Origin of the sequence: Brevundimonas sp. TWP2-3-4b2 (assembly GCF_049897345.1) — a bacterium.
Taxonomy (GTDB): domain Bacteria; phylum Pseudomonadota; class Alphaproteobacteria; order Caulobacterales; family Caulobacteraceae; genus Brevundimonas.
This window is the reverse complement of record NZ_JAFCWB010000001.1, coordinates 1-26,499: the sequence shown is the minus strand read 5'-3', so window position 1 is coordinate 26,499 and position 26,499 is coordinate 1. Positions and strand designations below refer to the sequence as shown.

The following is a 26,499-nucleotide window of genomic DNA, read 5'->3' as shown; positions in this document are numbered from 1 at the left end:
CGAGTAAGTATCATGAAGACCATCAACCCTATCGAGGCCGCCCGCCTCTGCGCCAATGGCGGAGCCGTCCTCGTCGACGTCCGCGAGCCGGACGAACACGCCCGCGAAAGGATCAACGGCGCGATATCGCTGCCCCTCTCGTCTTGGGACGGCGGCCAGCTGGAAACAGGTCCGATCATCTATCACTGCCGCAGTGGCATTCGAACGGAGGTTTAGGCCTTTCGGCTGGGACAGAAGGCCGGGGACTGTGACTGGTTCATCCTCGAAGGCGGTCTGGATGGGTGGCGGCGCGCGGGCCTGCCCATCGCCAAGGGCCCCGGACAGCCGCTTGAGCTGCAGCGGCAGGTCCAGTTGGCGGCGGGATCGATGGTCGCGCTGGGGACCACGGCGGGCCTGTTTCTGTCGCCGTGGTTTTTCGTCGTTCCGCTGTTCGTGGGGTCGGAACTGACCTTCGCCGGTGCGAGCGGCTCCTGCGGCATGGCTCGCTTGCTTGCTGGTGCACCTTGGAACCGGCGCGCGCAGCTTGAGGCCGCCTGATGGACGCCCTGCAGGCCGGCTTGGCGCTCGCGTCCGGGTCGCTGGTCGGCTTCACGCTCGGCCTCGTGGGCGGCGGCGGCTCGGTGCTTGCCGTGCCATTGCTCGTCTACCTCGTCGGGATCACTAACCCCCACGTCGCCATCGGCACGAGCGCGGTCGCGGTCGCCGCCAACGCGTTCCTCAACCTCCTGAACCACGGGCGGAAGGGAAACGTGAAATGGCGCTGCGCTGCGGTGTTCACCTTGGCTGGCGTCCTTGGCGCGGTGGTCGGCGCGTGGTTCGGGCGGCAGGTTGATGGAGACAAGTTGCTCGCGATGTTCGCAGTGCTGATGATGGTGGTCGGCGGACTCATGCTGCGAAATCGGAACGGCGAGGGCCTGCCGCATGTCACATTGGGTCGAGACAACTTCCCCAAGCTTGTCGGGTTCGGCCTCGCCACCGGCCTGCTCTCCGGCTTCTTTGGCATAGGGGGAGGGTTCTTGATCGTGCCCGGGCTCATAGCCGCGACGGGCATGCCAATCACGAACGCGATGGCTTCGTCGCTCCTGGCCGTGACGGGCTTTGGGCTGACAACGTCCGCGAGTTACGCTTCTGCAGGGTTGGTAAACTGGGCAGTCGCAGGCGTGTTCATTGCGGGCGGCTTTGCGGGAGGTCTGGTTGGCACCCGGGTCGCGCAAAGGGTCGGCAAGCGACGGGGAGCGTTGAACGTCTTGTTCGCGGGGCTGATTTTCACGGTAGCCGCATACGTGCTGGCTCGAACCTTGCTCTCACTTTGACGGCCCGCTGACCCAAGGACCCGATCACCGTAGTCGAGATTTCTAATCGCCGATTTGGGTCGAAAGCGGTCCATCGCCTTCGGGCAGAAAGCGGACTCAATTCGCAGCCCATTTCATCCGGTCCAGCGCGTCGGCCGCGCGAAGCAGGTCGGCGGCCTCGGCAGACTGCCCTTGGCTGACCAGCCAGGCCGCGCGGCGGACCGCCTTTCTGAGCGCCGCGTCCGGCGCTCGATCCCGGGCGGCTCCGGCAGGGTCTCCAACTCCGCCAGCGCCATCAGCGCAGGCGGTGGGTCGTCAGCCCCGCCTCTCAGCGCCCTCAGGTCCAGCCGCTCGTCGATCCGCGCGCGGATCCAGCCCTCGGCCATGGCGCGGCGTCGCAGGTTGGACAGGCCGACGTCGAACCGCCGCGCGACCGATGGGGCGGATTCCCCCGCCACATAGGCCTTGCGCACCTGCGCCCATGTCTCCGGCCCGCGATATTTGCGCAGACGAAAGTGATCCATTCGGCGAGCCTGACACGCGCCTGCGTCAGAAACGGACGTGTGCGGTCGGCGACCCGCGCATGGCCGCCCCGTCGGAGACGTTCGTGATGCGGCTGGACAAGTCGGCGGCCGTTGCAGTCTCCGCACCCTTCGCATGGTCAACCTGTCCGGACTGCGGTCGATCTTGCAGTCACGGCATGGTCGAAATAGTCACGAATTGGCCGGCTGCGAAACTTCCTCCAAAATGCGCTATCCGGCCGCCTGCAGTAGCCACCAGAGCACCGCCGCAACTCCGATCAGGTGGACGACGATCACCACGCCCAGAAGCGTTCTGAACGGCTCCTTGCGTGTCTTGTGGCGAAGCAGATGCTGGCCCAACCACGCGCCGAGGCCGCCGAAAAGCGAGACCAGCAACAGCGTGCTCTCCCGCACCCGCCAGCCGTGGTCACGCGCCTGGGCCTTGTCGAACCAGAACAGGCCGAAGGCCGTCAGTTCTGCGAGGGCGAGAAGGATCAGCACCCGGTCGATGACGGACAGGTCGATCCCGTCGGTCAGTGCGCATAGTCCTGGATCGGCCGCACATCCAGCTCACCCGCCTTGATGGCGCCGATGGCCTGGGCCGCCGCGAGGGCACCCGCCGTCGTGGTGTAATAGGGCATCTTCATCATCAGGGCGGTGCGACGCAGGCTGAAGCTGTCCTGCAGGGCCTGTTTGCCGTCGGTGGTGTTGAAGACCAGCTGGACCCCGCCGTTCTTCATCGCATCGACGATGTTGGGACGGCCCTCCAGCACCTTCTTGACGAAGGTCACCGGCAGGCCCTGTTCGGCGAGGTAGGCGTGGGTGCCGCCCGTCGCCATGATCGAGAAGCCCTCGGCCAGCAGGGTCTTCACCGCCTCGACGATGAAGGGTTTGTCGGCGTCCTTGACGCTGACAAAGGCGCAGCCCGCGACCGGCAGGGTGGTGCCGCCGCCGATCTGGGACTTGGCAAAGGCGCGGGCAAAGGCGGGGGCCATGTCGGCCTCGCCGTCGCGTTTCCAGTCCAGACCCATGACCTCGCCGGTCGAGCGCATCTCGGGGCCCAGCACGGTGTCGACCCCGGCGAACCGGGCGAAGGGGAAGACCGCTTCCTTGACCGCGATATGGTCATACGGGACGTCGGTCAGGCCGAAGGATTTCAGCGGCACGCCGGCCATGACCTTGGCGGCGATGGCGGCGATAGGCTGGCCGATGGTCTTGGCCACGAAGGGCGCGGTGCGGCTGGCGCGCGGGTTCACTTCCAGCACGAAGATGCGCGGCTTGTCGCTGTGCGGCTCCTCGATGGCGAACTGGACGTTCATCAGGCCGCGCACCTTCAGCGCCCGGGCCATGGCCTCGGTCTGGCGCTTCAGCTCGGCGACGATTTCCGCTGACAACGAGAAGGGCGGCATCGAACAGGCGCTGTCGCCCGAGTGGACGCCAGCTTCCTCGATATGCTCCAGCACGCCGGCGACGAAGACCGTCTCGTCATCGCACAGGGCGTCGACGTCCACCTCGGTGGCGCGGTTCAGATAGTGGTCGATCAGGACCGGGTCGTCGCCCGAAACCCGCATGGCCTCGCCGACATAACGGTCCAGCTGCTCGCGGTCGTGGACGATGACCATGCCGCGGCCGCCCAGCACGTAGGAGGGGCGCAGGACGACGGGATAGCCGACCTCGTCAGCCTTCTGCGCGGCCTCCTCGGCGCTGCGGGCCAGGCCGTTGGGCGGCTGCATCAGGCCGATGTCGTGCAGCATGACCTGGAACCGCTCGCGGTCCTCGGCCAGGTCGATGGAGTCCAGAGAGGTGCCGAGGATCGGAATGCCGTCCTCGTGCAGGGCATGGGCCAGCTTCAGCGGCGTCTGGCCGCCGAATTGGACGACGACGCCGATCAGGTTGCCGTTGGAACGCTCGACATCGATCAGCTCCAGCACGTCCTCGGCCGTCAGCGGCTCGAAATACAGGCGGTCGGAGGTGTCGTAGTCGGTCGAGACGGTCTCGGGGTTGCAGTTGACCATGATCGACTCGACGCCGATGTCGGCGAAGGCGAAGGCCGCGTGACAGCAGCAGTAGTCGAACTCGATGCCCTGGCCGATGCGGTTGGGACCGCCGCCGAGGATGATCGCCTTCTTCCTGTCCGTGGGGTTGGACTCGCACTGCGGAACCTGGCCCAGGGCACCGGTCTCATAGGTCGAATACATATAGGCCGTGGCCGAGGCGAACTCGGCGGCGCAGGTGTCGATCCGCTTGAACACCGGGCGGACGTTCAGGCCGCGGCGGGCGGCGCGGACGGCCTTTTCCGTCGTGCCGGTCAGCTGGGCGAGGCGGGCGTCGGAGAAGCCTTTGGACTTCAGGCGGCGGAAGGCCGTTGCGTCCGCTTCCCTCGCATCCTCATGACTCCGTGCATCCCGGCGAAGGCCGGGATCCAGATCGCGAACACTGTCCTGACCCGGGAGTCCTCCATCTGGACCCCGGCTTTCGCCGGGGTGCACGGAGGAGGGGGAGGGCATACCCGGAAGGCCTCGCACCCGGATATGCCCCTCTTCCCGAACGATGTCGGCGATCTGCCTCAGGAACCAGGGCTCGTAGGAGCAGGCGGCGTTGACCTCCTCGACCGACAGGCCGTGGCGGAAGGCCTGGGCGATGACCAGGATGCGGTCGGGCGTCGGCTGGCCCAGCGCGCGGATCACGGCGGCCCGGGCCGAGGCTTCGTCCTCGACGTCGACGACGCCATCGATCTCGATCTCGTTGAAGCCGGTCAGGCCGGTCTCGAGGCCGCGCAGGGCCTTCTGCATCGATTCCTGGAAGGTGCGGCCGATGGCCATGACCTCGCCCACCGACTTCATCGAGGTCGACAGGGTGGCCTCGGCGCCGGGGTATTTCTCGAAAGCGAAGCGCGGGATCTTGGTGACGACATAGTCGATGCTCGGCTCGAACGAGGCCGGCGTGACCATGGTGATGTCATTGGTCAGTTCGTCCAGCGTGTAGCCGACGGCCAGACGCGCCGCGACCTTGGCGATGGGGAAGCCGGTAGCCTTGGAGGCGAGGGCGGACGAGCGTGATACGCGCGGGTTCATCTCGATCACGACCATCCGGCCGTCGGCGGGATTGATGGCCCACTGGACGTTCGATCCGCCGGTCTCGACGCCGATCTCGCGCAGGACGTTGATCGAGCCCGTGCGCATCCGCTGGTACTCTTTATCCGTCAGCGTCAGGGCCGGGGCGACGGTGATGGAGTCGCCGGTGTGCACCCCCATCGGGTCGATGTTCTCGATGGAGCAGATGATGATGCAGTTGTCCGCCTTGTCGCGGACGACCTCCATCTCATACTCCTTCCAGCCCAGGACGCTTTCCTCGACCAGCACTTCGGTGGTCGGCGAAAGGTCGAGGCCGCGCTCGACGATCTCGTAATATTCCTCGACATTGTAGGCGATGCCGCCGCCGGTGCCGGCCAGGGTGAAGGACGGGCGGACAATGGCGGGCAGGCCGACGAAGGCGAGGGCGTCGTCGGCCTCGCTGATGTTGTGGATCGCCTTGGAGCGGGGCGATTCCAGACCCAGCTTGTCCATGGCGTTGCGGAATTTCTGGCGGTCCTCGGCCTTGTCGATGACATCGGCCTTGGCCCCGATCATCTCGACGCCGTATTTCGCCAGCGCGCCCGAGGCATCCAGCGCCAGGGCGGTGTTCAGCGCCGTCTGACCGCCCATGGTCGGCAGCAGGGCGTCGGGCCGTTCCTTGGCGATGATCCGCTCGACGAAGTCCGGGGTGATCGGCTCGATATAGGTGGCGTCAGCCACCTCCGGGTCGGTCATGATGGTGGCCGGGTTGGAGTTGACCAGAATGACCCGGTACCCCTCGGCCTTCAGCGCCTTGCACGCCTGAACCCCGGAATAGTCGAACTCGCACGCCTGTCCGATCACAATGGGTCCCGCCCCAATGATCAGGATCGACTGGATGTCCGTGCGTTTGGGCATCTCAGCCTCCTCAGTTCGTCACGACCGCGCACTCCCAGCCGTCATAGTCCAGCTGGAAGGCCGCGGCCCAGGATTGCATCATGGACGAGACCGGGGCGAAGGACGCCTCGTCCACGGCCATCGTTGTCTCGAGAATGGTCGAGTCGTCCGATCCGCGCGTGATGAAGCCCGCGCGGCGCGCGACCTCGTTCAGATCGTCGTGGTCGCCTTCGCCATAGAAGTAAAACAGCGTGTGCCGCGGCGTGATCCCGCTGTCGCCATGCGCCGCCAGCGATGCGCGCACCATGGCGTCCCGCTCCTCGTGGGGAATGGCGGAGTCTGACACGGGGCGGGCTCCTTGCGCGCGCGGCCTCAGGCGGCGGCGGGTCGCCGGCGCGGGTCGATCGGGTTGTCGGTCAAGCGGCCCGTCTAAAGACGGGGGGCGGCAGTGGCAAGACCGGGCGGGCTTGCGCGCATGAAAAAGGGGGCGGTCCTCGCGAACCGCCCCCTCTGTCATGTGCCGGCCTGTCCTAGAACGGGCGGTAGTTCAGGCCGATGAAGAAGCGACGACCGTAGGGGTCGAAGTTCGAGTAAAGGGTCGTGCCCAGATATTGAGCCTGCTCCGCGTCGAAGGCGTTGACCACGCCGGCGCGGATCGACAGATCCTCACGGGCGTTCCAGCGGACCGTGAAGTCATGACGGGTGAAGTTGCCCGTGTTCCGCTCATGATAGAGGCGCTGATCGGCATTTGTGACGAAGTCGCGGGCCTGGACGATGTCCTGTGCGGTCTGCCAGTCGGCCGTCCAGTTGACGCTCCAGACTTCGCTCGGCGCGTAGGTCAGAGACGAGGTGAAGCGGACACGGGGGTAGAACAGGCCGCTGGCCAGGTCGTCGAAGTCCGACGGATCGTCTGCGTTGAGGAACTGCTTCTGGTCGATCAGCCACAGGCCGCCGATGGAATAGTCCAGGCGGCCCCAGTTGCGGCCCATCATCTCCTCAAAATCCCACGAATAGCGGGCGGTGAAATCGAGGCCGCGGGTCTCCAGCGACGCGTAGTTGACCGATCCCTCGATGAATCCGCCGATGGGATCGCCGATCGGAGCGCCGATGCCGAACGGAATGTCCGGATTGTTCCGGAAAATGGTGGCGCAGGCCGCCGAGTTGAGCGACGGGCCGCTGACGCAGTTTGCCGCCGCCGTGCCGGCCGAGACCGCCGAAATCACCTGGTCGATCTTGATCTCATAGTAGTCGAGGACGAGGGAGAAATTCGGGATGAACCGGGGACGCAGCACCGTCGAGAAGGTGAAGCTCTCCGACTCCTCCGGTGCCAGGAACGGGTTGCCGCCGAACACGCCGGCAACGCCTGATGTGTAGTCCGGCGTGAAGTCGTCGGCGTTTGTCGCAGTGGCACCGGCGAAGTCGAAGGTCAGGCCCTGCTGCTGGGCCAGGGCGGTGCAGTTAGCGATGCGGTTGGCCTGGGTCTGCTGGTCCTGGGCAGCGATGCTCAGCGTTGCACAAGGGTCGTTGACATCATTCAGGAATGTCTGGCCGAACGGAGAGAAATTCTCCGCCAGGTCCGGCACCCGGATCGAGGTGTTGAAGCTGGTCTTGAAGGCGATGTCCCTGATCGGGCGATAGACCAGATTGACGCCATAGACATCGACGTTGCCGACCGTGCTGTAGTCGGCATATCGGTAGGAGCCGCTGAGTTCGGCGTATTCGCCGAACATGCTGTCGCGGAACAGCGGGACTGACAGTTCGGCGAACACTTCCTCACTGGTGTATTCCACCTTCGGGAAGTCAGGGCCGCTGTTGAGGAACAGCAGGGTGCGCCCGGCGGTGTCGCGATCGCGGCCGGTGGCCTCGGTCGCTTCACGACGGTATTCGGCACCGAGGGCCAGGCCGATCGGGCCCGCGCCCCAGAAATCCCACAGATTGCCGGAGACGGAGGCGATGGCCTGCTCCTGCTCGTTGCGCTCGGTGACGCCGACGACAGCGTCGACGAAGGCCAGAGCCTCGGCGCTCTGGTTGCCCTTTCCGAAGATGTTCAGCGGGGCGCATTCGGCGATGGACCGACGGCCATATTCCGTATCACGCAGATCCCCCGGGGCGGCCGGGCCCTGGTCGAGGGCACCGTTCGGCGCACCCTGGGCCGCCAACAACTGGACGCGGCATACGATTTCGCCGGGGCGACCGCGAACGATACCGGCGGTGTCGACAACAGCGTCAGCCGCCATGGCGAAGCGCTGGCTATCTGTGCCGCGCTCGCGGTTCTCGACAGCGACTTCACCGTAGGTGTAGCCGATGTCCCAGTCGATATTCCGGATGAATCCGATGCCGTCATTCGAACCGCGGAACCCGGCCACGAAGCGGGTCAGTTCGCGGCTGTTGTCCTGGGTGCGGTCCGGGCCGAACAGGCTGTGACGCGCATTGCGCAGCAGGATAGGCGCAAGTGGCTGCCCGGGTTCGGTCTCCGTCGGCTCCGAGAACGGCGTGACGAGATTGTTTGTGATCGCGTCCTTTACGATCTGCGGCAGGAAGGCATTGTCGGTGTAACGCAGGTCAAAATTGGCGACGTTGTAGACCGGGTTGGCTGAGCCAGCGCCGTACGAGTTGACCAGATCGACGTCGTAAAAGGTCGGCTGGGCCAGATCGAACGTGTTTTCGGTGACGTATTTGGCCTCGGCGTAGAAGTCGATGCTGTCGGTCACGGCGAAGGTCGCGCCGGCCTGGAAGCGGGCGGATTCCGAACGGGGCACGCGGGAGCCGGTGCTGAACTCTGCAGGGTTCTCGCCGTCGCCGCCAATATTGAACGGACGGTTGATGCCGGTCTCGCCCACCCGCTGTCCGAAGTCGGCCAGACGGGCGGTGGTGCCGTCGTACCAGTAGGTCTTGCCGGGGGTCACTGCGAAGCAGTTGGGGCTGTAGGAGAAGCCGAAGGCCGCGCCGGTGCCCGAGAAGCAATCCTCGTAGGGGACGTCCGGGTCGTTCAGCGGGCTGGGCCGCTGGACGTTGGCAAGCGTGGTCTGACCCCAGCGCGGATTGTCGATGCGCCGCACGCCGGTGAACAATTGCGCGTCCTGGAAGCCGTCGAAGCGGGCGGTGGTGGGGTCGGCGTCGATACCGATGCGAACCGGCGCGTCGGCCAGCCAGTCGATGTCGAGTGAGGTGACCTCGTCGACCTCCTCATATTCGCCGTGCGCGTAGAGGTTCAACCGGTCGTCGAAGAGGTTGACGCCGCCCAGAATGGACATGCGGCGGTTCGCCTCGCCGTTCTGGTTGATCATGCCGTAGTTGGCGTCGATCTCCAAGCCTTCGAAATCATCCCTCAGGATAAAGTTCAGCACACCCGAGACGGCGTCTGCGCCGTAGATCGAGGCGGCGCCGCCAGTGACGATCTCGATGTTCTCGATCAGCAGGCGCGGAATCGTATCAATGTCGACCGACAGCTGGCCGCCGCTGGAACCCACGTGACGGCGTCCGTCGACGAGGGTCAGGGTCCGGTTCGAGCCGAGGCTGCGCAGGTTGGGCAGCGACAGGCCGCCGTCGCCCAGGCCGCTGCCGGTTGTGTCGGACGGGACGACCGAGTTGGACAGGGCGGGAATTGTGGCGAGGTAGTCGATGACCGTGGTCTGGCCGGTGGTCAGCAGATCCATGCGCTGGACCTGGATCAGCGGGGTCGGCGAATTGGTCGGGTCGCGGCGGATGCGTGAGCCGGTGACGACGACTTCGTCAAGCTGGACCGACGGGTCATCCTGTTGCCCTGCGACAGTGGTGCCGCTCAGCGTCGCGCTGTCCTGGGGCACCGGAGTCTGGAGCGCGGTTTGCGCCCAGGTCGGGGCGGACACGGCCATCGCGCCCGCAAGCACGGTGGTCGCCAGAAGGCGGTTACGGATAACGGTCATATGTGAACTCGCTTGGGTGGGGGGAGAGAAGCGGCAAGCCAGCTCCTCCCGGATGGGTAGAGTTACAAACTCTCCGCACCAATGCCCGGTCAAGCACTGCAGTAACAAATGTGCTTGTATAGCGTCGTTATTGATACGAACGTGTCAACAACCGCCCATTTGGCGACTTAATGTCACAGAAGTAAAACGTTGTTACTTAAGCTGCTGTTCGACTACGCGAGGCGATCCAGCCTGGCAGTTGGTCAATACTGTCAAGCTTGCCGTATCGACGATGGTCCGCGGGGGCGTCGGCCAACTCGTGGGCCCAGGTTATGGCGTAGGGGATGTGGACCGCGAACGCCCCGGCTTCGAGGGCGGGCAGGACGTCGGACTTCATGGAATTGCCGGCCATGATCGCTTCATCGGCCCCTGTGCCGTGGCGGGCGAAGATGCGGTCATAGGTCCCGCGGTTCTTTTCCGAAACGATCTCAACGGCGGCGAAAAGGTCCCCGAGGCCTGATGCCGCGAGCTTGCGTTCCTGATCCAGCAGGTCGCCCTTGGTGATGAGGATCAACCGATATGAGTCCGACAGGAGGGCCAGGGCCTCGTCCACGCCGGGCAGGGTCTCGACGGGATGGCCCAGCATCTCGCGGCCCGCAGCCAGGATTTCGCGCACGACCGACGCCGGGGCTTCACCGCCGGTCAGCTCCATCGCGGTCTCGATCATCGACAGGGTAAAACCCTTGATGCCGTAGCCGTAGAGGCGAAGATTCCGCTGTTCGGTTTCGGCGAGCCGCGCTTCCAGCGTGGCGGGGTCCGCATGGTCGGCCAGAAGCGCCACGAACCGCTCGTGCGTCAGGCGGAATATGGTTTCGTTGTGCCAGAGTGTGTCATCGGCATCGAGGCCGACCGTGGTGATGCGCATGCTACTCCCTAACACTCCCGGTCCGGCGCGGGGAGGGGACAGTGCCCAAAACCGCGCCCCCCTTGGTCAACGGTTCTTGACCACGTTCGTCAGGGTTACGTTCGTATCTCAGGCCTTATCCTTTCTATCGGGGGAACCTGCGGACCAGCCGAAAGGGGCGGTCATGATACGCGTTCCGGACGACCCGGCGGGCCACGACCCGAACGACAACCCGGCGGGCGAGGGCCTGTACCGACCTCTGGGCGAGCGCCGGGCCTACGCCGCACCCTATGAAAGCCTGACCTTCAGCCTGGTGACGCGTGCCGGTCGCGAGCTGACCATCACCCTGGCCGCCCAGCCCGTGTTCGACCTCGATCGTTCCATGCCGGTCAGCCGGCGTATCCGTCGCAGTGTGCGGCAACGGGGTGGTGAGTCCGCTCTGGCGGCGACCGGCCGGCGCACGATTGAGCCGACGGACCTCCAGCGCATCGACCTGCAGACCCTGAACCACGGCCTCGACCTGCTGCATCTGGGCTCTGAAGATACCGGCGTGATCCCGGTGTTCTGGCGCACCGTCGCATCCAGCCGCGGCCGGTTCGCCCTGCTGTGCACCGAGCTTCAGCACGGTGCCGCGCCCGGGAACCTGCTCGTGGAAGTCATGGGTGGCCTGGAACAGGCACCGCCGGAGTTGATCGACGAGTCGATCTCCCACTTCGAGACCGCAGCGTTGGGCGTGATCCTGCACGTTGCACCTGACGCGGGCCTGGTCCGCAGGCTGTCCGGCATCCGCGCGCGGTGTCTGGCGATAGACTTCGCCGGCGTCGCCCACGAGGCGCCGCGGGAGTGGCAGGCGGCCCAGGCGCTGATCGCCGCCGCACGCCAGACCTGCAGCCAGGTCATGCTGCTGAACCTGCGACCTGACCGGGGTCTGGCCGCCCAGGCCGCCGGAGCCACCCATGCTGTGTTTGCCGGCATGGCGGCCATCACGGTCTAGAGGCGGTTGACGGGGCGTTCCCGGCGGGGCCTTGATCCGCGTCATGCAGGCCACACTTCCCGCCCGACTCTACGGTTGTCCCGACGCTTGGGCGCGTGAGCGGTCGGCGGTGTTCGGCCGGGCCTGGCTGTTTCTGGGTCACGAGGCAGAAGCGCCCGCGCCCGGCGACTGGATCGCCGGCGACATCGCGGGTCACCGGCTGCTGGCAGTGCGTGGCAAGGACGGAATACTGCGGGCCTTTCACAATGTCTGCCGCCATCGCGCCGGGCCGCTGGTCACCGGCGCACGCGGTCACTGTGAGGGCGAACTGCTCTGCGCCTACCACGGCTGGCGCTATGCCTTTGACGGCCGGCTTCGCGCCGCGACGGGATTCGGCGTTGCGGAAGGGTTCGATCCGCGCGACTTCGGTCTGCTGACGGCGCGGCTCGAGTCCTGGCGCGGGCTTGTCTTCGCGTCCCTTGATCCCGACGCACGGCCGCTGTCGGATCTGGTGGCACCGCTGGAGTCCCTGCTGGCCGGGCGGGGTCTCACCATCGCCGCCCCCGCCCTGCGTCGCAGCCACGACCTGGCCTGCGACTGGAAGACCTATGCCGAGAACTATCTGGAGGGATATCACATCACCTCCGTCCATCCGTTGCTGGCCGACGAACTGGGGCCAGCCGACTATCGCGTCCGGGTCGAGGGCGATCTGGTCGTGCAGGAGGCGGTCGGCGTCAACGACGGGCCGCAGGCGGGAGTCTGGGGCTGGCTGTGGCCGAACCTCGGGATCAACGTCTATCGCGACGGGGCCATGATCGAGCGGATGACGCCGGTGGGACCGGGGCGGACGCGGCTGGACTATCTGTTCCTCAACGACGGCGGCGAGGCGGCGCTCGGGGATTCGCTGGCCGCTTCCGACCGTCTGACCGCCGAGGACGCCGCCATCTGCGAGGCGGTGCAGGCCAATCTGTCGGCGGGGGCCTATGATCGCGGCGTGTTGAGTCCCGAGCACGAACCGGCCGTCGCCTGGTTTCAATCCCGCATCGCCGAGGTTCACCCATGACCACCATGATCGAGGACCGGCACAAGCTGGGCTGGGGCCTGGCCGCCCTCGTCGTCGCCGGCAACATGATCGGCTCGGGCGTCTATCTGCTGCCGGCGACGCTGGCACCGGTCGGGTCCTCGAGCCTCGTCGGCTGGATCGTCGCGGGCGGCGGGGCCGTCACCCTGGCGCTGGTCTTCGCCGCCCTCGGCCGCCTGCAGCCCGACGCCGACGGCCTGTCGGGGTTTGCGGAGCGGGGACTCGGCCGGTTCTTCGGGTTTCAGACGACGCTGGCGTTCTGGACCGCCTGCCTGGTCGGCAATGTCGCCATCGCCGTGGCGACCACAGGCTATCTCGGCTTCTTCTTTCCCGTCCTGAAGGGGCCGGTGGCCGCCACCTTCTGCAATCTGGGCCTGATCTGGCTGACGACCGGAGCCTATATTCTGGGTGCCCGGGCGGCGTCGCGGTTCGCGGCCCTGGCGCTGGCCATCGGCCTGGTGCCTATCGTCATAGCGGTGGCCGCCGGGATCATGGCCTTCAGCGCCGACACCTTCGCCGCCTCGTGGAGTCCGTCGGGGAACAGCCTTCTGCAAAGCGTCCCGGCCTCGCTGGCCGTGATCTTCTGGGCCTTTCTCGGCGTCGAGAGCGCCGCAGTGCTGTCGGTGCGCGTCAAGAATCCCGCCCGCGACGTCGGACGCGCCTCCATCGCCGGCGTGCTTCTGGCCTCGGCGGTCTATGTCGCGGCCAGTGTGGCGGTCTTCGGGGTCATCCCCGCCGGCGTTCTGGCCCAGTCCTCCAGCCCCTATGCCGACCTGACCGCCCGGGTGTTCGGGGCCTCGATCGGGGCGGCGGTCGCGGCCTGTGCCGTGATCAAGGCGGTGGGCACGCTGAGCGGCTGGGTCATGCTGGGCGGCGAAACGGCGCGCGCCGGGGCCCGTCGCGGCTATCTGCCCTCCGGCTTCGGTGCGGGCGAGCACACGCCGATCGCCAATCCCCTGCTGGGCGGGGCCATCATGAGCGTGGTGGCGGTGATCTCCGGGCAGCCGACACTGGGCGGACAGTTCGGCATGCTGGTCGGCGTCACCTCGGTGCTGAGCCTCGTCGTCTACGGCCTGTGTTCGGCCTCGCTGTTCCGGCTGGCGCGCTGGACACGGGCGCGCGGGGTGGCGGCGCTGGGCCTCTTGTTCACCTCGGCGGCGGTGGTCGCGGCGGCCCCCGGATACATTCTGCCGACGGCGGTCTTCTTCGTCGTCACCACCGGAATCTGGTTCGCCGTGATGCGCAAGCCGGCTGCGCCCGTTGACCCGGCGGCGGCACCTCTTTAGCAACGCCGCCGTTTGCTTGCCGGGATTCGGTGCTAGGAAGCCTGCCATGACCACCTCGCTTCTTCCCGGCGTCACCGGCGTGCTCGCGCTCGCGGACGGAACCATCCTGCAGGGCCTCGGTTGCGGCGCGACCGGCTCGGCGCTGGGCGAAGTCGTCTTCAACACCGCCATGACGGGCTATCAGGAAATCCTGACCGACCCGTCCTACATGAGCCAGATCCTGGCCTTCACCTTTCCTCACGTCGGCAACACCGGCACCAATGTTGAGGATCTGGAACAGATCGGCGGCGGATCAGACACCTCGGCGCGGGGGGCGATCTTCCGCGACGTCCCGACCGATCCCGCCAACTGGCGCGCCGACAGCTCGTTCGACGACTGGATGAAGCGGCGCGGCGTCGTCGGTCTGGCGGGCGTCGATACGCGCGCCCTGACGGCCCTGATCCGCGACGGCGGCGCGCCCCATGCGGTGATCGCCCATGATCCGGACGGACGATTCGACCTCGAGGCCCTGGTCGCGCAGGCCAGGGCCTGGACCGGCCTGGTCGGCCTCGACCTGGCCAGGCCCGCCTCGACCCTCCAGGCCTTCGACTGGGACGAGGGACTGTGGGACTGGCCGGAAGGCTATCCGCGCGTCGACGCTGCCAACAAGACCGTGGTCGTCGTCGACTATGGCGTGAAGCGGAACATCCTGCGGGCGCTCGCCTCGACCGGCGCCAAGATCACGGTGGTGCCGGCGACGACGTCGGCCGAGGAGATTCTGGCCCGCAAGCCGGACGGCGTCGTCCTGTCCAATGGTCCGGGTGACCCTGCCGCGACCGGCGTCTATGCGGTCCCCGAGATCAGAAAACTGGTCGACAGCGGCAAGCCCCTGTTCGGCATCTGCCTGGGCCATCAGATGCTGGCTCTGGCGCTGGGCGCGAAGACCATCAAGATGGATCAGGGGCACCACGGTGCCAACCATCCGGTCAAGGATCTGACCACGGGCAAGGTCGAGATCGTGTCGATGAACCACGGCTTCACGGTCGACCGCGACAGCCTGCCCGATGCGGTCTCCGAGACCCACGTCAGCCTGTTCGACGGCACCAACTGTGGCATCGCCCTGAAGGACCGCCCGGTGTTCAGCGTCCAGCATCACCCCGAGGCTTCTCCGGGGCCGACGGACAGCCTGTACCTGTTCCAGCGGTTCGCGACTCTGATGGAACAGGCCGGGTGACCTGGTCGCCGCCCACCACGTTCCGGGAGAAGATCAAACGGGCGCTGTTCAGCCCGCGACAGGAACTCAGGCGAGTCATCAAGCGGGAACTCCGCAAGGGCGAGCCGGAACTGAGGCTGTTGCCAGGACTGGTCGACCCGGCCCGGGCGGCCGTGGACGTCGGGGCCAATCGCGGGGTCTGGACCCACCAGATGGCCGCGCTCTGCCCCAGGGTTTATGCGTTCGAGCCCAATCCGAAGATGTTCGCCATTCTGGACGCCGCGCGGCCGGCCAATGTGGTCGCCCGCCAGGTGGCTCTCTCAGATCGGTCCGGAACCGCGGACCTGAACGTTCCGCTTTCGCCGCGCGGCTATTCCAACCAGCATGCGTCGCTGGAAAACAGCTGGATCGCCGGCAGCACCTTTGGCGTGGTCAAGGTCGAGACTCTGCGCCTGGACTCGCTGGATCTCGAGCCCTGCGGGTTTATGAAGATCGACGTGGAAGGCCATGAAGCGGCGGTCATCGCGGGTGCCGCGGGGGTCATTGAGCGCGACCGGCCGACGCTGCTGGTCGAGCTGGAGGAACGCCATTCCAGTCTCCGGATCGAGCAGTCGATCGCGGACATCCAGGCCCTCGGTTACGATGCCATGGTCTTCAAGGATGGGGCCCTGAGGGGTATCGAGGCGTTCGATCCGGACGTCGACCACCGCGCCGCGGTGGAAACCGACAGATACATCTTCAACTTCGTGTTCAAACCCGGCGGCCGCTAGCGTCGGCTCTGTGCCATACGCGATCCGGCATCACGGCAGGGGGGCGAAGCTGCGCTCCTCGCGCAAGGCACTGGCTTTCCGGACCGCGACCGGCGCGGCATGCAGCCAGTAGTTCGCGTCGTCCAGCCGGTTCAAGCGGAGTCGTTCCGCGCCGCGCATGCGCCGCAACGCCGCGTTCTCCAGCAGGCGGGCGTGCATGGCGCGCGGAGACATTTCAGGAACGACAGGGGAACCGGGGACGGCGACGGCGTCGGGGCCTTGGGGTTCCACCGCCGGGCGCGCGATGGTCAGGAACATGGGATCGTCTTTCTCATTCTCGGCCGGGGCTGCGATCTTCGCCGCGCCCCGTCCAGATCCGTTCCTGTTCATGAACGGACAGATGGTTAATCCACAGGTCTGTGGATTGTTCCGTTATGCCCGTAAAATTATGCGCATATTCAGGCGCTTACCGCCGTTGTTTGGCCATTCTGGTTAACAAGAGGTTAAGGCGCAGCCCGGCCGGGGTTAGGATCGCTCCACGCCTGCCCACCCAAGGCGGCAGATCGCCCTTGCTCGAACAGGCCCTGCATGAAGGCCCGATCGAAGCGCAGGTTGTTCTCGCTGGAGCCCACAGGCGCAAGGGCCGCGGACAGCGCCAGACCGCGAAGCTCGGCGAACTGGTCGGCGGCGACCAGGCTCATTCGGGTGGAGGCCTTCATCATGGCGTCGAGCCCGCGCTCGGCAACCCCCATGCCGCTGTAGGACGCGACAGTGAACCGTGCATCCGGTCGCCCGTTGAAGGCGACCCAGACCCGGCCTCCCGAGACGTGGCCGAGCAACTCCGGGTCCAGCATCAGCCGCTCTGGCGCGATGAAGAAATTGGCCGTGGTCCGCCCGTCGGCGTGAAGCTCGCGCACCTTGTGGCCGTCGCGTTCCAGATCCACGAACACGGGTGGAAAGACGCCGGGGATGCTGGCCGAGGCGGTCAGAATGTCGACGAAGACCTCCCGTTTGTCCGGTCGCTGCGACGCGGCCAGCGCGCCCATGTCCCAGACGACCTGACCTTGGGTTTCCAGGCTGGTCGTTGCGACATAGAGCCTTCGTCCGGCCCGGTGGCCGGCGGCGACCCTGTCGAGCAGATCGTCGGTGACGGATGCGGCGACCAGGTCCCGTAGCGGTCGCTGGCGAAACAGCCCCGGGCCGGCCAGCGACATGACCCAGCGGGCCTGAAGAAGCCGATCGGATCGCCCGTCGGTGAAGGCCTGCTCAAGTTCAGCGTCTCCGTCAGCGCCGATGAAGGCGAAGGGCGCAATCAGCGCGTCGGTGGACACGCCTGTGACGATCTCGAACGTCGGCCGGTCACCCCGCTGGCCCCAACCGACCAGAACACCCGCGCCATAGGCCCCGACCGCGCCCCCGCCGGATAGCGCCAACAGGTCGAAATGGCCGTCCCGGGTCGCATCGACCGCCGCGGCTGTCTCGGCGATGAAGCGGGCGTGATCGGACCCGGTCATGAAATCCATGCGGATGTCCGGACTGGCGGCGGCGATGTCGGCATAGGTGAAGGCTGGTCGCGAAAGCGTCTGGCATCCGGCCAGCGCCAGGCCGCAGACAAGGCTCGCCCATAACGTCCGACGTCGTGTCATGATCCACCCTGAGGCCGATCTCATAACAGCCTTGCCACCGCCTATCCACCGTCCCGCCGCCCGGCCGGGCACCATGGCTCGCCGGTCAGCCCAGCCGATCCAGATGGGCAAGCCAGGCGGCGCGGCCGGCGGCCGTCAGCACCACCCGCGTTCGGGGCTTCCGGCCCAGAAACCCTCGCCTCAGTTCGACATAGCCGGCCCTTTCGAGCCGTTGGAGATGGCTGGACAGCGCGTTGTTGGCCAGTGCCAGCACAGCGGCCAGTTCGGTGAAGTCTCCCGCCCCCTTGTCGGACAGCCAAGCCAGCACCCCGGCCCGTACCCGACTGGAAACAAGCGGGTCAGGTGCATCGGTCGGCAGGCTCACGCCCGGCGCTCGCGCATCAAAGTGACGGCCGGCGCGAACGCCAGCAGCACCAGACTCAGGCCCATGATCGGCAGAATGGCGACGGAATTGCCGACCCAGGCCAGGGCGAGGGCCGCGGCGAAACTGCCGACAGCGACTCCCAGCAGCCAGCGGCGCTCGCTGATGATCGCCGTGACCCACCAGGCGCAGCCCCACAGAACGAGAACCATGGGGCCGAGCAGGTGCGCGGCATAGACGGCGTCGGTCGACGGCTCGTTGCGCGTGAATAACCGGATCATGGCGACGACGACGACCAGTCCGATGAAGGCCGCAGTCCAGGTCGCGGACGCTGCGCGGTTCAGGCTTACCCGGTTCGGGCCGAACGTCCGCCAGCCGGTCCAGAGCAGGGCGGCGAGGAAGGCGAGATGCGCCGCCACGAATATCCATCCCCCGAGGAAGCGGGTCGCCGGCCCCGGGGCCGCGCCCTCCGTCGGCCAGCCGTCGATCAGCAAGGCCGCCATGACGGCAAGAGCTGCGAAACCATAGACCCCGCCGAACACGGCCATCAGCAGCAGGAACGGTGCCGGCTCGCCGCGCCCGGCCACCGCCAGCCGCTTCAGATAGGCGAGGTCGCTTTCATCGGAACGCGTAGCGGAACGGGCGGTATCGGACATGGCGGGCCTCCGTTTTCAACGTGACTACTTTCAATTATAAAGTTGTCGAGTCAAGTCGCTGATGATGAGGGCGGGCGTCAGAGCCGATCCGGAGTCGCTTGTCGGGGGCGTCGGCGTTAAGGCTGGGGGGTGCGCTTCGACGACCGCTTCCTTGAAGAACTGAAGGCCCGCCTTCGGCCGTCCGACATCATCGGGCGGACGGTGAAACTCAAGCGTCAGGGACGCGAATACGTCGGCCTGTCCCCCTTCACCAAGGAGAAGTCGCCGTCCTTCTTCGTCAATGACGACAAGGGCTTCTTCCACGACTTCTCGTCCGGCAAGCACGGCGACGTCATCAGCTTCCTGCAGGAGACCGAGCGTCTGTCCTTTGTCGAGGCGGTTCAGCGGCTGGCCGGCGAGGCGGGCATGGCTCTGCCGGCCGAGGACCCGCAGGCGGCCGAGCGCGAGGCGAAGAAGCAGGGCCTGACCGACTGGATGGACCTGGCCCAGAAATGGTTCGCCGCCAATCTGCGTCGTTCGCCGGGCAAGGCCGTGCGCGAATATCTGGAAAAGCGCGGCCTGCCCGAGGACCAGTGGGACCGGTTTGGCCTGGGCTATGCGCCCAACGACCGCGAGGGGCTGAAGAATGCTCTGGTCCAGCGCGGTGCCCGACCGGGCGATCTGGTGGAGGCCGGCATGCTGATCGCGCCCGAGGGCGGGGGCGCGCCCTATGACCGGTTTCGCGACCGGTTGATGTTCCCCATCCTCGACGCGCGGGGTCGCATCGTCAGCTTCGGTGGCCGGGCGATGAACCCGGACGATCGGGCCAAATATCTGAACGGCCCCGAGAGCCCGCTCTTTCACAAGGGCGCGACCCTGTATGGCCTGCCCGAGGCGCGACGCATCCTCGGTGCCGAATCAAGGTCCGACCAGTCCATCGTCGTGGTCGAAGGCTATATGGATGTGATCGCCTGCCACCGCGCGGGCATCCCCGCTGTCGCGCCCATGGGCACGGCCCTGACCGAGGAGCAGATGGAGCGGCTGTGGCGCGTGTCGCATGAACCGGTGCTGTGCTTTGACGGCGACGCCGCCGGGCGCCGCGCCGCGTATCGCGCCATCGATCGGGCTCTGCCGCAGCTGAAATCCGGCCGCTCGTTCCGTTTCGCCCTGCTGGACGGAGGTCAGGACCCGGACGACATCCTGCGCGACAAGGGCGCACCGGCGCTGCGTCAGGCCATGGCCGCGACCCGCCCCTTCGCCGAGGTCCTGTTCGGCAAGGAGGCCGAGGTCGAGCCGCTTGATTCGCCTGAGCGCCGCGCCGGCCTGAAGGGGCGACTGCGGCAGGCCGCCTCCGCCATCCAGGACAAGGATCTGGCGGAGCAGTATCGCCGTGAGTTGTTCGACCGATTCGACGCCCTGTTTCCGGCCCGCCGTGCGCCGTCCGCCCAACCGTCAACAGCCCCCGGCGGGCGCTGGCGTCCGGGGCCGCCGCCCAAGCTGGGTCAGACGGCAGAGGGCGCGCAGGCCATGCAGTCGCTGTCGCGATCGATCGAGCCGGTCGCCGCGGCCCTGGCGCACGGTGCCATCGACGACCCCGAGCGGATGGACGACTGCCTCGAAGCCATCGCCGCCCATGGCTTTGGCGATCCGGCCCTCGACGGGCTGGCGCAGGAGATGGTTCGGCTGCGCTTCTCGGGGCAAGACCTTGACTCGGCGGCGCTCCGTCGCCATTTGGCGCAATCGGGTCATGGCGTTTTAATGCACGAGGTCGAGAAGGCGGCGGCAAAGTCCGGCGCGCCCTTCCTGGCCACAGACAAGCCCCTCGGCGAGGCGCGGATCCGATGGTCGCAGGCGTTCGACGCGCTCACTCGCGTGGCGGCGCTGGAGGATGCCCTGGGCTCGACGGCTGGTACGCCGGGCCAGGACGAGGCGTTTCGCCGGCTGAAAGCCGAGCGGGATGCTTTGCGTCGTGCGATCAAAACCGGTGAGATTTGGGAAGACAGCGCGGGCTCGTAACCAACGACCCCGCCACACGTTGTATCGGCGGACGGCCTGATCAGCCGCTCCACCCGGAGAATAGACTGAATGAGCGCTCAAACCGAGACGCAGGAAACCGAAGCCCAGAGCGACGGTCCGCTGCTCGACCTCACCGACGCCGGGGTTAAGAAATTCATCAAACAGGCCAAGGCCCGTGGCTATGTCACGATGGAGGACCTGAACAAGGTCTTGCCGTCCGAGGAAGTGACCCCCGACGCCATCGAGGACACCCTGGCGATGCTGTCCGAGATGGGCGTCAACGTCGTGGAGGCCGAGGAAGACGCGGCCGAGACCACGGAAAAAGAGGGCGGTGAGGTCGTCGAGCGCGCCGAGACCAGCGTCTCGGAAACGCCCGCCAAGGCCGCGTACGACCGCACCGATGACCCCGTTCGGATGTATCTCAGGGAGATGGGCTCGGTCGAGCTGCTGAGCCGCGAGGGCGAGATCGCCATCGCCAAGCGGATCGAGGCCGGCCGCGACGCCATGATCTCGGGCCTGTGCGAAAGCGCCCTGACGTTCGAGGCCATCATGGTCTGGCGCGACGAACTGGCCAACAACCGCATCCTGCTGCGCGAGGTCATCGACCTGGACGCCACCTACGGCGTGCTCAATCCCTCATCCCTGCCGCACAACCAGCCGCCCGCCGGCACGGTGGTCGAACCGGCCGAACCGGAAGAGGGCGCCGAGCCCAAGCCCGAAACGGATGACGAGGAGGACGAGGATTTCGACGACGGCGGCGGCATGTCGATCTCGGCGCTGGAAGCCGAGCTGCGCGACGGCGTCATGGAAGTTCTGGATGCGGTGGCCGGCGACTTCGGGGCGTTCCGCAAGCTGCAGGACAAGCTGGTCGAAAGCCGCCTGAAGGGCGAGGTCCTGACCACCAAGGACCAGAAGGCCTATGACGCCCTGACGTCGACCATCTCGGGCCGGCTGAAGACGATGAAGCTCAACAACCACCGCATCGAGGCGCTGGTCGAGCAGCTGTATGCGATCAACAAGCGGCTGATGGGCCTCGAGGGCCGGCTGCTGCGTCTGGCCGACAGCTACGGCATCTCGCGTCCCGAGTTCCTCAAATCCTATTTCGGCGCCGAGCTGGACCCGACCTGGGCCGCCCGCGTCAAGGAGATGGGCGTGCGCTGGAACAAGTTCAGCGACAATGAGTCCGCCCAGATCGCCCAGATCCGCGGCGACGTCGCCGCCGTGGCGACCGAGGCCGGCCTGCCGATCGACGACTATCGCCGTATCGTCCAGACGGTGCAGAAGGGCGAGCGTGAGGCCCGTCAGGCCAAGAAGGAAATGGTCGAGGCCAACCTGCGCCTGGTCATCTCCATCGCCAAGAAATACACCAATCGCGGCCTGCAATTCCTTGATCTCATTCAGGAAGGCAACATCGGCCTGATGAAGGCGGTCGACAAGTTCGAGTACCGCCGCGGCTACAAATTCAGCACCTATGCGACCTGGTGGATCCGTCAGGCGATCACCCGCTCGATCGCCGACCAGGCCCGCACCATCCGCATCCCGGTGCATATGATCGAGACGATCAACAAGATCGTCCGCACCAGCCGCCAGATGCTGCACGAGATCGGCCGCGAGCCGACCCCGGAAGAACTGGCCGAGAAGCTGGCCATGCCGCTGGAAAAGGTCCGCAAGGTCCTGAAGATCGCCAAGGAACCGATCAGCCTCGAAACGCCCATCGGCGACGAGGAAGACAGCCACCTGGGCGACTTCATCGAGGACAAGAACGCCATCCTGCCCATCGACGCGGCCATCCAGTCCAACCTGCGCGAGACCACGACCCGCGTGCTGGCGTCCCTGACGCCGCGCGAGGAGCGCGTCCTGCGCATGCGCTTCGGCATCGGCATGAATACGGATCACACGCTGGAGGAAGTCGGCCAGCAGTTCAGCGTGACCCGCGAACGCATTCGCCAGATCGAGGCCAAGGCGCTGCGCAAGCTGAAGCACCCGTCGCGGTCGCGGAAGCTGCGGAGCTTCCTCGACAGCTAGGGATCAGGGACGCTTGTCATCCCGGACGTCGCGAAGCGGCGATCCGGGACGGCAAGGCGTTCTCTCTCCCACGTCATTCCGGGGCTGGGACCGGCGTAGCCGGGACAAGAACCCGGAATCCAGGCGTCTGGACGCCGCCGTCCGCCTCACGTTCCAGACTGGAGTCCAGTCCCCTGGGTTCCGGGTTCCGCTCCGCGGCCCCGGAAAGACGGTGATTGGTGGACGATCAGCGGCTCTGCTGAGTTTCGATTGAACCCAAGCCCCTAATCCCTAATCCCTAATCCCTACTCCCTGATCCCCCCCTTTTGTCCCCGCCGCGTTTGTACCGCCTGGGTCCCGGATCGTATCGGTCTTGCGGTGACGGATCGGGACAGAGGAGGACATGCGTCCGATCCTGACGCAGGGCCGGTGCAGGCTGTGCGGATGACCGAGACAGGCATCCGCACCCGCCGCAATTTTCCCGCCGAGACCTGGGCCGTCGTGCGCGACGCCTATCTGGGGGGAGAGACCGCGGAATCGATCCAGAAGCGGCTGGGCATTTCAGTCAATTCGATCCGCAAGCGCGCCTCCCGCTGTGGCTGGACCCACGCCGCCCATGCGCGGGCGATCGCGGGGAGCGATGCGGCCGGTCTGACGCCGGCGGATCCCGATCAGGCGCGGGCGGGGGCGGTGGCCCGGGCCGCGGCCCTGCTGGCGGCGGGGCGGGCCGTCGAGGCCACGGCCCTGTTGAAGGCGGCCGAGGCGCTGGCCCGGTTTGTTCCGGCCGCGACCCGGCTGCGGTGCGCGGCCGAGGACAGTCTCGGCCGGCGTCTGACCCCCGAAGAGGACGCAGAGGCCGAGGCCGAGGCCCGGGCCGTGCGACGTCAGTTGCAGACCCATATCGAGGCCGAGGCCGCCCGGCTGGCGGCGCAGCTGCTGGCCGACGAGTCGCATACGACGCTGCAGTTCGGCCTGTTCGCCCTGAAATGGCGGGCCGAACACCTGGGCCCCGAGGTCGCCGCCCACGATCGCGCCCGCGCCGAATTCGGCGGCTGGGCCGGCCACGATTATGAAGACACGGGGGCCTTCCGATCCGAGGACGCGGTGTTCGGCCGGGTCTGGCAACATATGCGCGTCCAGGCCCGCACGGCCGCGGGCCTGCGCCCCCGGCCCGACCATGAGGTGTCCGGCCCTCAGACCTGGGACGATGTCGAGGCAGAGAAGGCGGAGGCGGGGCGGTAGAGGCGCCAAAGACCCGGTTCAATCGACATTCAACGGACCCGCTGATGGTCCATCAAACACCGTCTTTCCGGGGCCGCGGAGCGGAACCCGGAATCCAGGGGACCGGACCCGACACTGGAATATGGGGCGGACAGCGGCGTCCAGACGCCTGGATTCCGGGTTTTGTTCCCGGCTACGCCGGTCCCAGCCCCGGAATGACGCGGGAGGGGGAGAGGGGACCGACGGCTGAATGTGGGTTGAAACCAGGCGGTCAGGGCGTCCAGCCGCGCGGCCTCGGCGTCGATCTGGCCGCGCCAGTCCCGGGCTTGTTCGGGCGTTACCCCTCCAGCACGACCTCGAACCCGGCGAAGATCATGCGTTTGCCGTCGAAGGGCATGTCGATGCCCTTCATGCGGTCGTCCTGCATCAGCTTTTCCCAGGCCGCGTCGCGGGTCGCCTTGTCGGGCCAGGTGATCCAGCCGACGGCGACGGTTTCGCCGTCCTGGAGCTGGACGGCCTTTCTGAAATCGGTGGTCTTGCCCTCGGGAACGTCCTCGCCCCAGGTCTCGGTGACGGCGGTCGCGCCGTGTTCCTTGAAGAAGGGCGTGGTCTGGCGCGAATGCTCCAGATACGCCGCCTTGTTGGCGGTGGGCACGGGAATGACGGTGATGTCGAGGAAGGGCATGAGTCGTCTCCTTTGTGTGGGGGCTGACGCGGGCGACACGGTCGCTCGCGTGCGGGGTCAGGGTTGGCCGGCGGCGTCGGCGGCGGCCTCGAGGGCGGCGATGTCGATCTTCTTCATCGTCATCATGGCCTCGAAGGCGGCCCGGGTGCGGGCGGGGTTCGGGTCGCGGTAGAATTCCATCAGGCGGCGCGGGGTGATCTGCCAGCTGACGCCCCAGCGATCCTTGCACCAGCCGCACATGCTCTCCTGGCCACCGTTGCCGACGATGGCGTTCCACAGGCGGTCGGTCTCGGCCTGGTCCCCGGTCTGGATCACGAACGAGACGGCTTCGGTCTGGGGGAAGACTGAACCACCGTTGAGACCGAGGAAGGCGCGGCCGGCGAGGGTGAATTCGACCATCAGTTCCGCGCCGGCCGGGGCCGACGGATTGTCGGCGGGGCTGGTGTGGGTCGCATCGATCCGGCTGTCGGCCAGACCCAGCGAGACGTAGAATTCGGCGGCGGCCCGGGCCTGGCCGGTGTCGTACCAGAGGCAGGGCGTGATCTTGTCGGTCATCGGGGTCTCCTTTGCGTGTCGGCCCGGCAATGGGCCAAGGGCGTCAGGCGGCGTCGGCGTTCATGCCGCCGTCAGCGCCCGCAACGGCGGGGTCCATCCACATGATTTCCCAGATGTGGCCGTCCAGGTCCTCAAAGCTGCGGCCGTACATGAAGCCGTGGTCCTGAACCGGCGTCGGGTCGGGGCGGCCGCCGGCACTGACCGCGGCGGCCAGCTGGGCCTCGACGTCGGCACGACTGTCGCACGACAGGCAGAGCAGGGCGTGGACGGTCGAGCGGTCACCGATCGGGCGCGAGGTGAAGCTGGCGAACTTTTCATGCGTCAGCAGCATCACGAAGATGGTCTCCGAGAACACCATACAGGCGGCGGTCTCGTCGCTGAACGTCGGGTTCCGGGTCGCGCCTGCGGCCTCGTAGAAGGCGGTCGAGGCCTTCAGGTCGGCGACGGGCAGGTTGATGAAGATCATGCGGGACATCGGTCACTTCCTTCCGTACGGGCCCTGAATCTGCCTCGCGGAGGCGGGCTGTTCGAGGGCGGTGGGCGGTCTTCGGAGACGGGGTGTCGTCCGGCCCCGATGTTGCACTTTGTGGTCCGTGAGATTATATATGTCAACTATGAAGTTAGAAAATATAACCGAGAAGACGGGACGGCGTTATGACGACGCGTGCGGCACGGCCCATGGGCTGGATCTGATTGGCGAGCGGTGGGCGCTGCTGGTCGTGCGCGAGCTGATGTTCGGGCCCAAAAGGTTCGGCGACCTTCGCGCCGGTCTGCCGGGTTTGAGCGCCAATGTGCTGACTCAACGGCTGGAGGGACTCGAGGTTGCCGGCGTCGTCGTGCGTCGCAAATTGCCGCCGCCGGCCTCGGTGCAGGTCTATGACCTGACGGACTGGGGGCGCGAGGCCGAGCCGATCATCAGCGCGCTGGGCCGCTGGGCGGCGCGGTCGCCCGCGCATGACCCCACCCTGCCGCTGAGTCCCACGTCGATGATGCTGTCGTTCCGGACCATGTTCGACGCACACAAGGCGGGTGCGGCGGCGATGACGCTGGGCTTCCGCTTCGGGTCGGAACAGTTCGTGGTGCGCGTGAAGGACGGGGTCCTGACGGCGGCGCGCGAGGACGATGGACAGGCCGAGGTGCAGATCGACGGCACGCCGGAGGCGGTCGCGGCGATCGTCTATGGCGGGGCGGGCCTGGAGACGGTGAGCATCAGCGGCGATGCCGGTGTGTTCGAACGCTTCGTGAACTTCTTCGAACTGCCGCCCAAGGCGGGGTGAGGCGGCTGATCTTCACTCAGCAAGGGGCCTGTCTCGACGGGACTGTGGTCCGTCGCGAGGAAGGCACAGGTGCGGCGCTCAGAAATCCCGGATGACCCGAGCCCGGGGCAAGCGCCGGGACCGCAGCCGATCACGGAAGCCGGGAAACGTCCTCAACAAGCGGGCCGGCCGGGGCGACACCCCCGGCGGGGGGGGGGCCCGCCCGCCCCCCCGGGGGGGGGGGGCCCCCGGCGGGGGGCGGGGGGGGGGGAGGTTGGCGGGGGGCGC

Annotated in this window: 25 protein-coding genes; 12 read left to right on the top strand and 13 right to left on the bottom strand. The window is 66.9% G+C overall.

Translation table 11 applies throughout. From position 1 onward, the window contains the following. Nucleotides 1–12: 12 nt before the first annotated feature. The 3 genes from ACP7AS_RS00125 to ACP7AS_RS00115 are packed head-to-tail and all read left to right on the top strand — an operon-like array spanning nt 13 to nt 1,313. Nucleotides 13–216: a rhodanese-like domain-containing protein gene (locus ACP7AS_RS00125; RefSeq protein WP_426026794.1), complete on the top strand. Its 204-nt coding sequence runs from the start codon at nt 13–15 to the stop codon at nt 214–216. A 9-nt stretch (nt 217–225) separates the two neighbouring features. Continuing rightward, nucleotides 226–537 carry a YgaP-like transmembrane domain gene (locus tag ACP7AS_RS00120; protein WP_426027483.1) on the top strand — a complete coding sequence of 104 codons (312 nt, stop codon included), beginning with the start codon at nt 226–228 and terminating at the stop codon, nt 535–537. Next, the gene (locus ACP7AS_RS00115; protein WP_426026793.1) at nt 537–1,313 is read left to right on the top strand and encodes a sulfite exporter TauE/SafE family protein; all 777 of its coding nucleotides are present in this window, start codon (nt 537–539) and stop codon (nt 1,311–1,313) included. Before ACP7AS_RS00120 ends, ACP7AS_RS00115 begins: the two co-directional genes overlap by 1 nt. Nucleotides 1,314–1,426: 113 nt before the next feature. On the opposite strand, the gene ACP7AS_RS00110 is transcribed toward ACP7AS_RS00115, so the two are convergent. The 6 genes from ACP7AS_RS00110 to ACP7AS_RS00085 form a co-directional block, all read right to left on the bottom strand. After that, nucleotides 1,427–1,816, bottom strand: a complete 390-nt coding sequence (locus ACP7AS_RS00110) for a hypothetical protein (protein ID WP_426026792.1) — start codon at nt 1,814–1,816, stop codon at nt 1,427–1,429. Between the two features lie 228 nt (nt 1,817–2,044). After that, nucleotides 2,045–2,314, bottom strand: a complete 270-nt coding sequence (locus tag ACP7AS_RS00105; RefSeq protein ID WP_426026791.1) for a DUF1294 domain-containing protein — start codon at nt 2,312–2,314, stop codon at nt 2,045–2,047. A 32-nt stretch (nt 2,315–2,346) separates the two neighbouring features. Next, a complete protein-coding gene (gene carB / locus ACP7AS_RS00100; protein WP_426026790.1) occupies nt 2,347–5,784 on the bottom strand; it encodes a carbamoyl-phosphate synthase large subunit in 3,438 nt (1,145 codons plus the stop codon). Nucleotides 5,785–5,794: 10 nt separating this feature from the next. Continuing rightward, the gene (locus ACP7AS_RS00095) at nt 5,795–6,109 is read right to left on the bottom strand and encodes a hypothetical protein (protein WP_426026789.1); all 315 of its coding nucleotides are present in this window, start codon (nt 6,107–6,109) and stop codon (nt 5,795–5,797) included. A gap of 184 nt (nt 6,110–6,293) precedes the next feature. Then, nucleotides 6,294–9,668 carry a TonB-dependent receptor domain-containing protein gene (locus ACP7AS_RS00090; protein ID WP_426026788.1) on the bottom strand — a complete coding sequence of 1,125 codons (3,375 nt, stop codon included), beginning with the start codon at nt 9,666–9,668 and terminating at the stop codon, nt 6,294–6,296. A 196-nt stretch (nt 9,669–9,864) separates the two neighbouring features. Continuing rightward, nucleotides 9,865–10,572, bottom strand: coding sequence for an HAD family hydrolase (locus ACP7AS_RS00085; RefSeq protein WP_426026787.1), 708 nt, complete (start codon nt 10,570–10,572; stop codon nt 9,865–9,867). 163 nt (nt 10,573–10,735) lie between these two features. Here ACP7AS_RS00085 and ACP7AS_RS00080 point away from each other — a divergent pair, with 163 nt between their 5' ends. From ACP7AS_RS00080 to ACP7AS_RS00060, 5 genes are read left to right on the top strand one after another with little or no spacing between them, the layout of a single operon-like run. Then, on the top strand, nt 10,736–11,545 hold the full coding sequence (locus ACP7AS_RS00080) for a hypothetical protein (RefSeq protein WP_426026786.1): 810 nt from the start codon (nt 10,736–10,738) through the stop codon (nt 11,543–11,545). A 43-nt stretch (nt 11,546–11,588) separates the two neighbouring features. After that, entirely contained in the window at nt 11,589–12,587 is a 999-nt protein-coding gene (locus ACP7AS_RS00075; RefSeq protein ID WP_426026785.1) for an aromatic ring-hydroxylating oxygenase subunit alpha, read from the top strand. Further along, nucleotides 12,584–13,891: an amino acid permease gene (locus tag ACP7AS_RS00070; RefSeq protein ID WP_426026784.1), complete on the top strand. Its 1,308-nt coding sequence runs from the start codon at nt 12,584–12,586 to the stop codon at nt 13,889–13,891. The genes ACP7AS_RS00075 and ACP7AS_RS00070 overlap by 4 nt, the downstream gene beginning before the upstream one ends. A gap of 46 nt (nt 13,892–13,937) precedes the next feature. After that, nucleotides 13,938–15,104, top strand: coding sequence for a glutamine-hydrolyzing carbamoyl-phosphate synthase small subunit (carA, locus tag ACP7AS_RS00065; protein WP_426026783.1), 1,167 nt, complete (start codon nt 13,938–13,940; stop codon nt 15,102–15,104). Next, a complete protein-coding gene (locus tag ACP7AS_RS00060; protein ID WP_426026782.1) occupies nt 15,101–15,853 on the top strand; it encodes an FkbM family methyltransferase in 753 nt (250 codons plus the stop codon). Before carA ends, ACP7AS_RS00060 begins: the two co-directional genes overlap by 4 nt. 30 nt (nt 15,854–15,883) lie before the next feature. On the opposite strand, the gene ACP7AS_RS00055 is transcribed toward ACP7AS_RS00060, so the two are convergent. From ACP7AS_RS00055 to ACP7AS_RS00040, 4 genes are all read right to left on the bottom strand, one after another. Next, entirely contained in the window at nt 15,884–16,150 is a 267-nt protein-coding gene (locus ACP7AS_RS00055; protein ID WP_426026781.1) for a hypothetical protein, read from the bottom strand. Nucleotides 16,151–16,335: 185 nt separating this feature from the next. Continuing rightward, the gene (locus ACP7AS_RS00050) at nt 16,336–17,478 is read right to left on the bottom strand and encodes a patatin-like phospholipase family protein (protein ID WP_426026780.1); all 1,143 of its coding nucleotides are present in this window, start codon (nt 17,476–17,478) and stop codon (nt 16,336–16,338) included. Between the two features lie 85 nt (nt 17,479–17,563). Beyond that, nucleotides 17,564–17,842, bottom strand: a complete 279-nt coding sequence (locus tag ACP7AS_RS00045; RefSeq protein ID WP_426026779.1) for a transcriptional regulator — start codon at nt 17,840–17,842, stop codon at nt 17,564–17,566. After that, nucleotides 17,839–18,495, bottom strand: coding sequence for a hypothetical protein (locus tag ACP7AS_RS00040; protein ID WP_426026778.1), 657 nt, complete (start codon nt 18,493–18,495; stop codon nt 17,839–17,841). The genes ACP7AS_RS00045 and ACP7AS_RS00040 overlap by 4 nt, the downstream gene beginning before the upstream one ends. Before the next feature lie 129 nt (nt 18,496–18,624). Between ACP7AS_RS00040 and dnaG the strand changes: the two genes are divergently transcribed. The 3 genes from dnaG to ACP7AS_RS00025 all read left to right on the top strand — a co-directional run bounded on the left by dnaG (nt 18,625) and on the right by ACP7AS_RS00025 (nt 23,736). Continuing rightward, the gene (gene dnaG, locus ACP7AS_RS00035) at nt 18,625–20,490 is read left to right on the top strand and encodes a DNA primase (RefSeq protein WP_426026777.1); all 1,866 of its coding nucleotides are present in this window, start codon (nt 18,625–18,627) and stop codon (nt 20,488–20,490) included. A 69-nt stretch (nt 20,491–20,559) separates the two neighbouring features. Next, nucleotides 20,560–22,515, top strand: a complete 1,956-nt coding sequence (rpoD, locus tag ACP7AS_RS00030; RefSeq protein ID WP_426026776.1) for an RNA polymerase sigma factor RpoD — start codon at nt 20,560–20,562, stop codon at nt 22,513–22,515. A 423-nt stretch (nt 22,516–22,938) separates the two neighbouring features. Further along, nucleotides 22,939–23,736, top strand: a complete 798-nt coding sequence (locus ACP7AS_RS00025; protein ID WP_426026775.1) for a hypothetical protein — start codon at nt 22,939–22,941, stop codon at nt 23,734–23,736. 316 nt (nt 23,737–24,052) lie between these two features. Here ACP7AS_RS00025 and ACP7AS_RS00020 read toward each other — a convergent pair whose 3' ends face one another. The 3 genes from ACP7AS_RS00020 to ACP7AS_RS00010 are packed head-to-tail and all read right to left on the bottom strand — an operon-like array spanning nt 24,053 to nt 25,430. Further along, the gene (locus ACP7AS_RS00020; RefSeq protein ID WP_426026774.1) at nt 24,053–24,400 is read right to left on the bottom strand and encodes a DUF1428 domain-containing protein; all 348 of its coding nucleotides are present in this window, start codon (nt 24,398–24,400) and stop codon (nt 24,053–24,055) included. A 57-nt stretch (nt 24,401–24,457) separates the two neighbouring features. Next, nucleotides 24,458–24,955, bottom strand: a complete 498-nt coding sequence (locus ACP7AS_RS00015) for a VOC family protein (RefSeq protein ID WP_426026773.1) — start codon at nt 24,953–24,955, stop codon at nt 24,458–24,460. A 43-nt stretch (nt 24,956–24,998) separates the two neighbouring features. Beyond that, nucleotides 24,999–25,430: a VOC family protein gene (locus tag ACP7AS_RS00010; RefSeq protein WP_426026772.1), complete on the bottom strand. Its 432-nt coding sequence runs from the start codon at nt 25,428–25,430 to the stop codon at nt 24,999–25,001. 139 nt (nt 25,431–25,569) lie between these two features. Between ACP7AS_RS00010 and ACP7AS_RS00005 the strand changes: the two genes are divergently transcribed. After that, nucleotides 25,570–26,232: a winged helix-turn-helix transcriptional regulator gene (locus ACP7AS_RS00005; protein ID WP_426026771.1), complete on the top strand. Its 663-nt coding sequence runs from the start codon at nt 25,570–25,572 to the stop codon at nt 26,230–26,232. Nucleotides 26,233–26,499 lie beyond the last annotated feature (267 nt).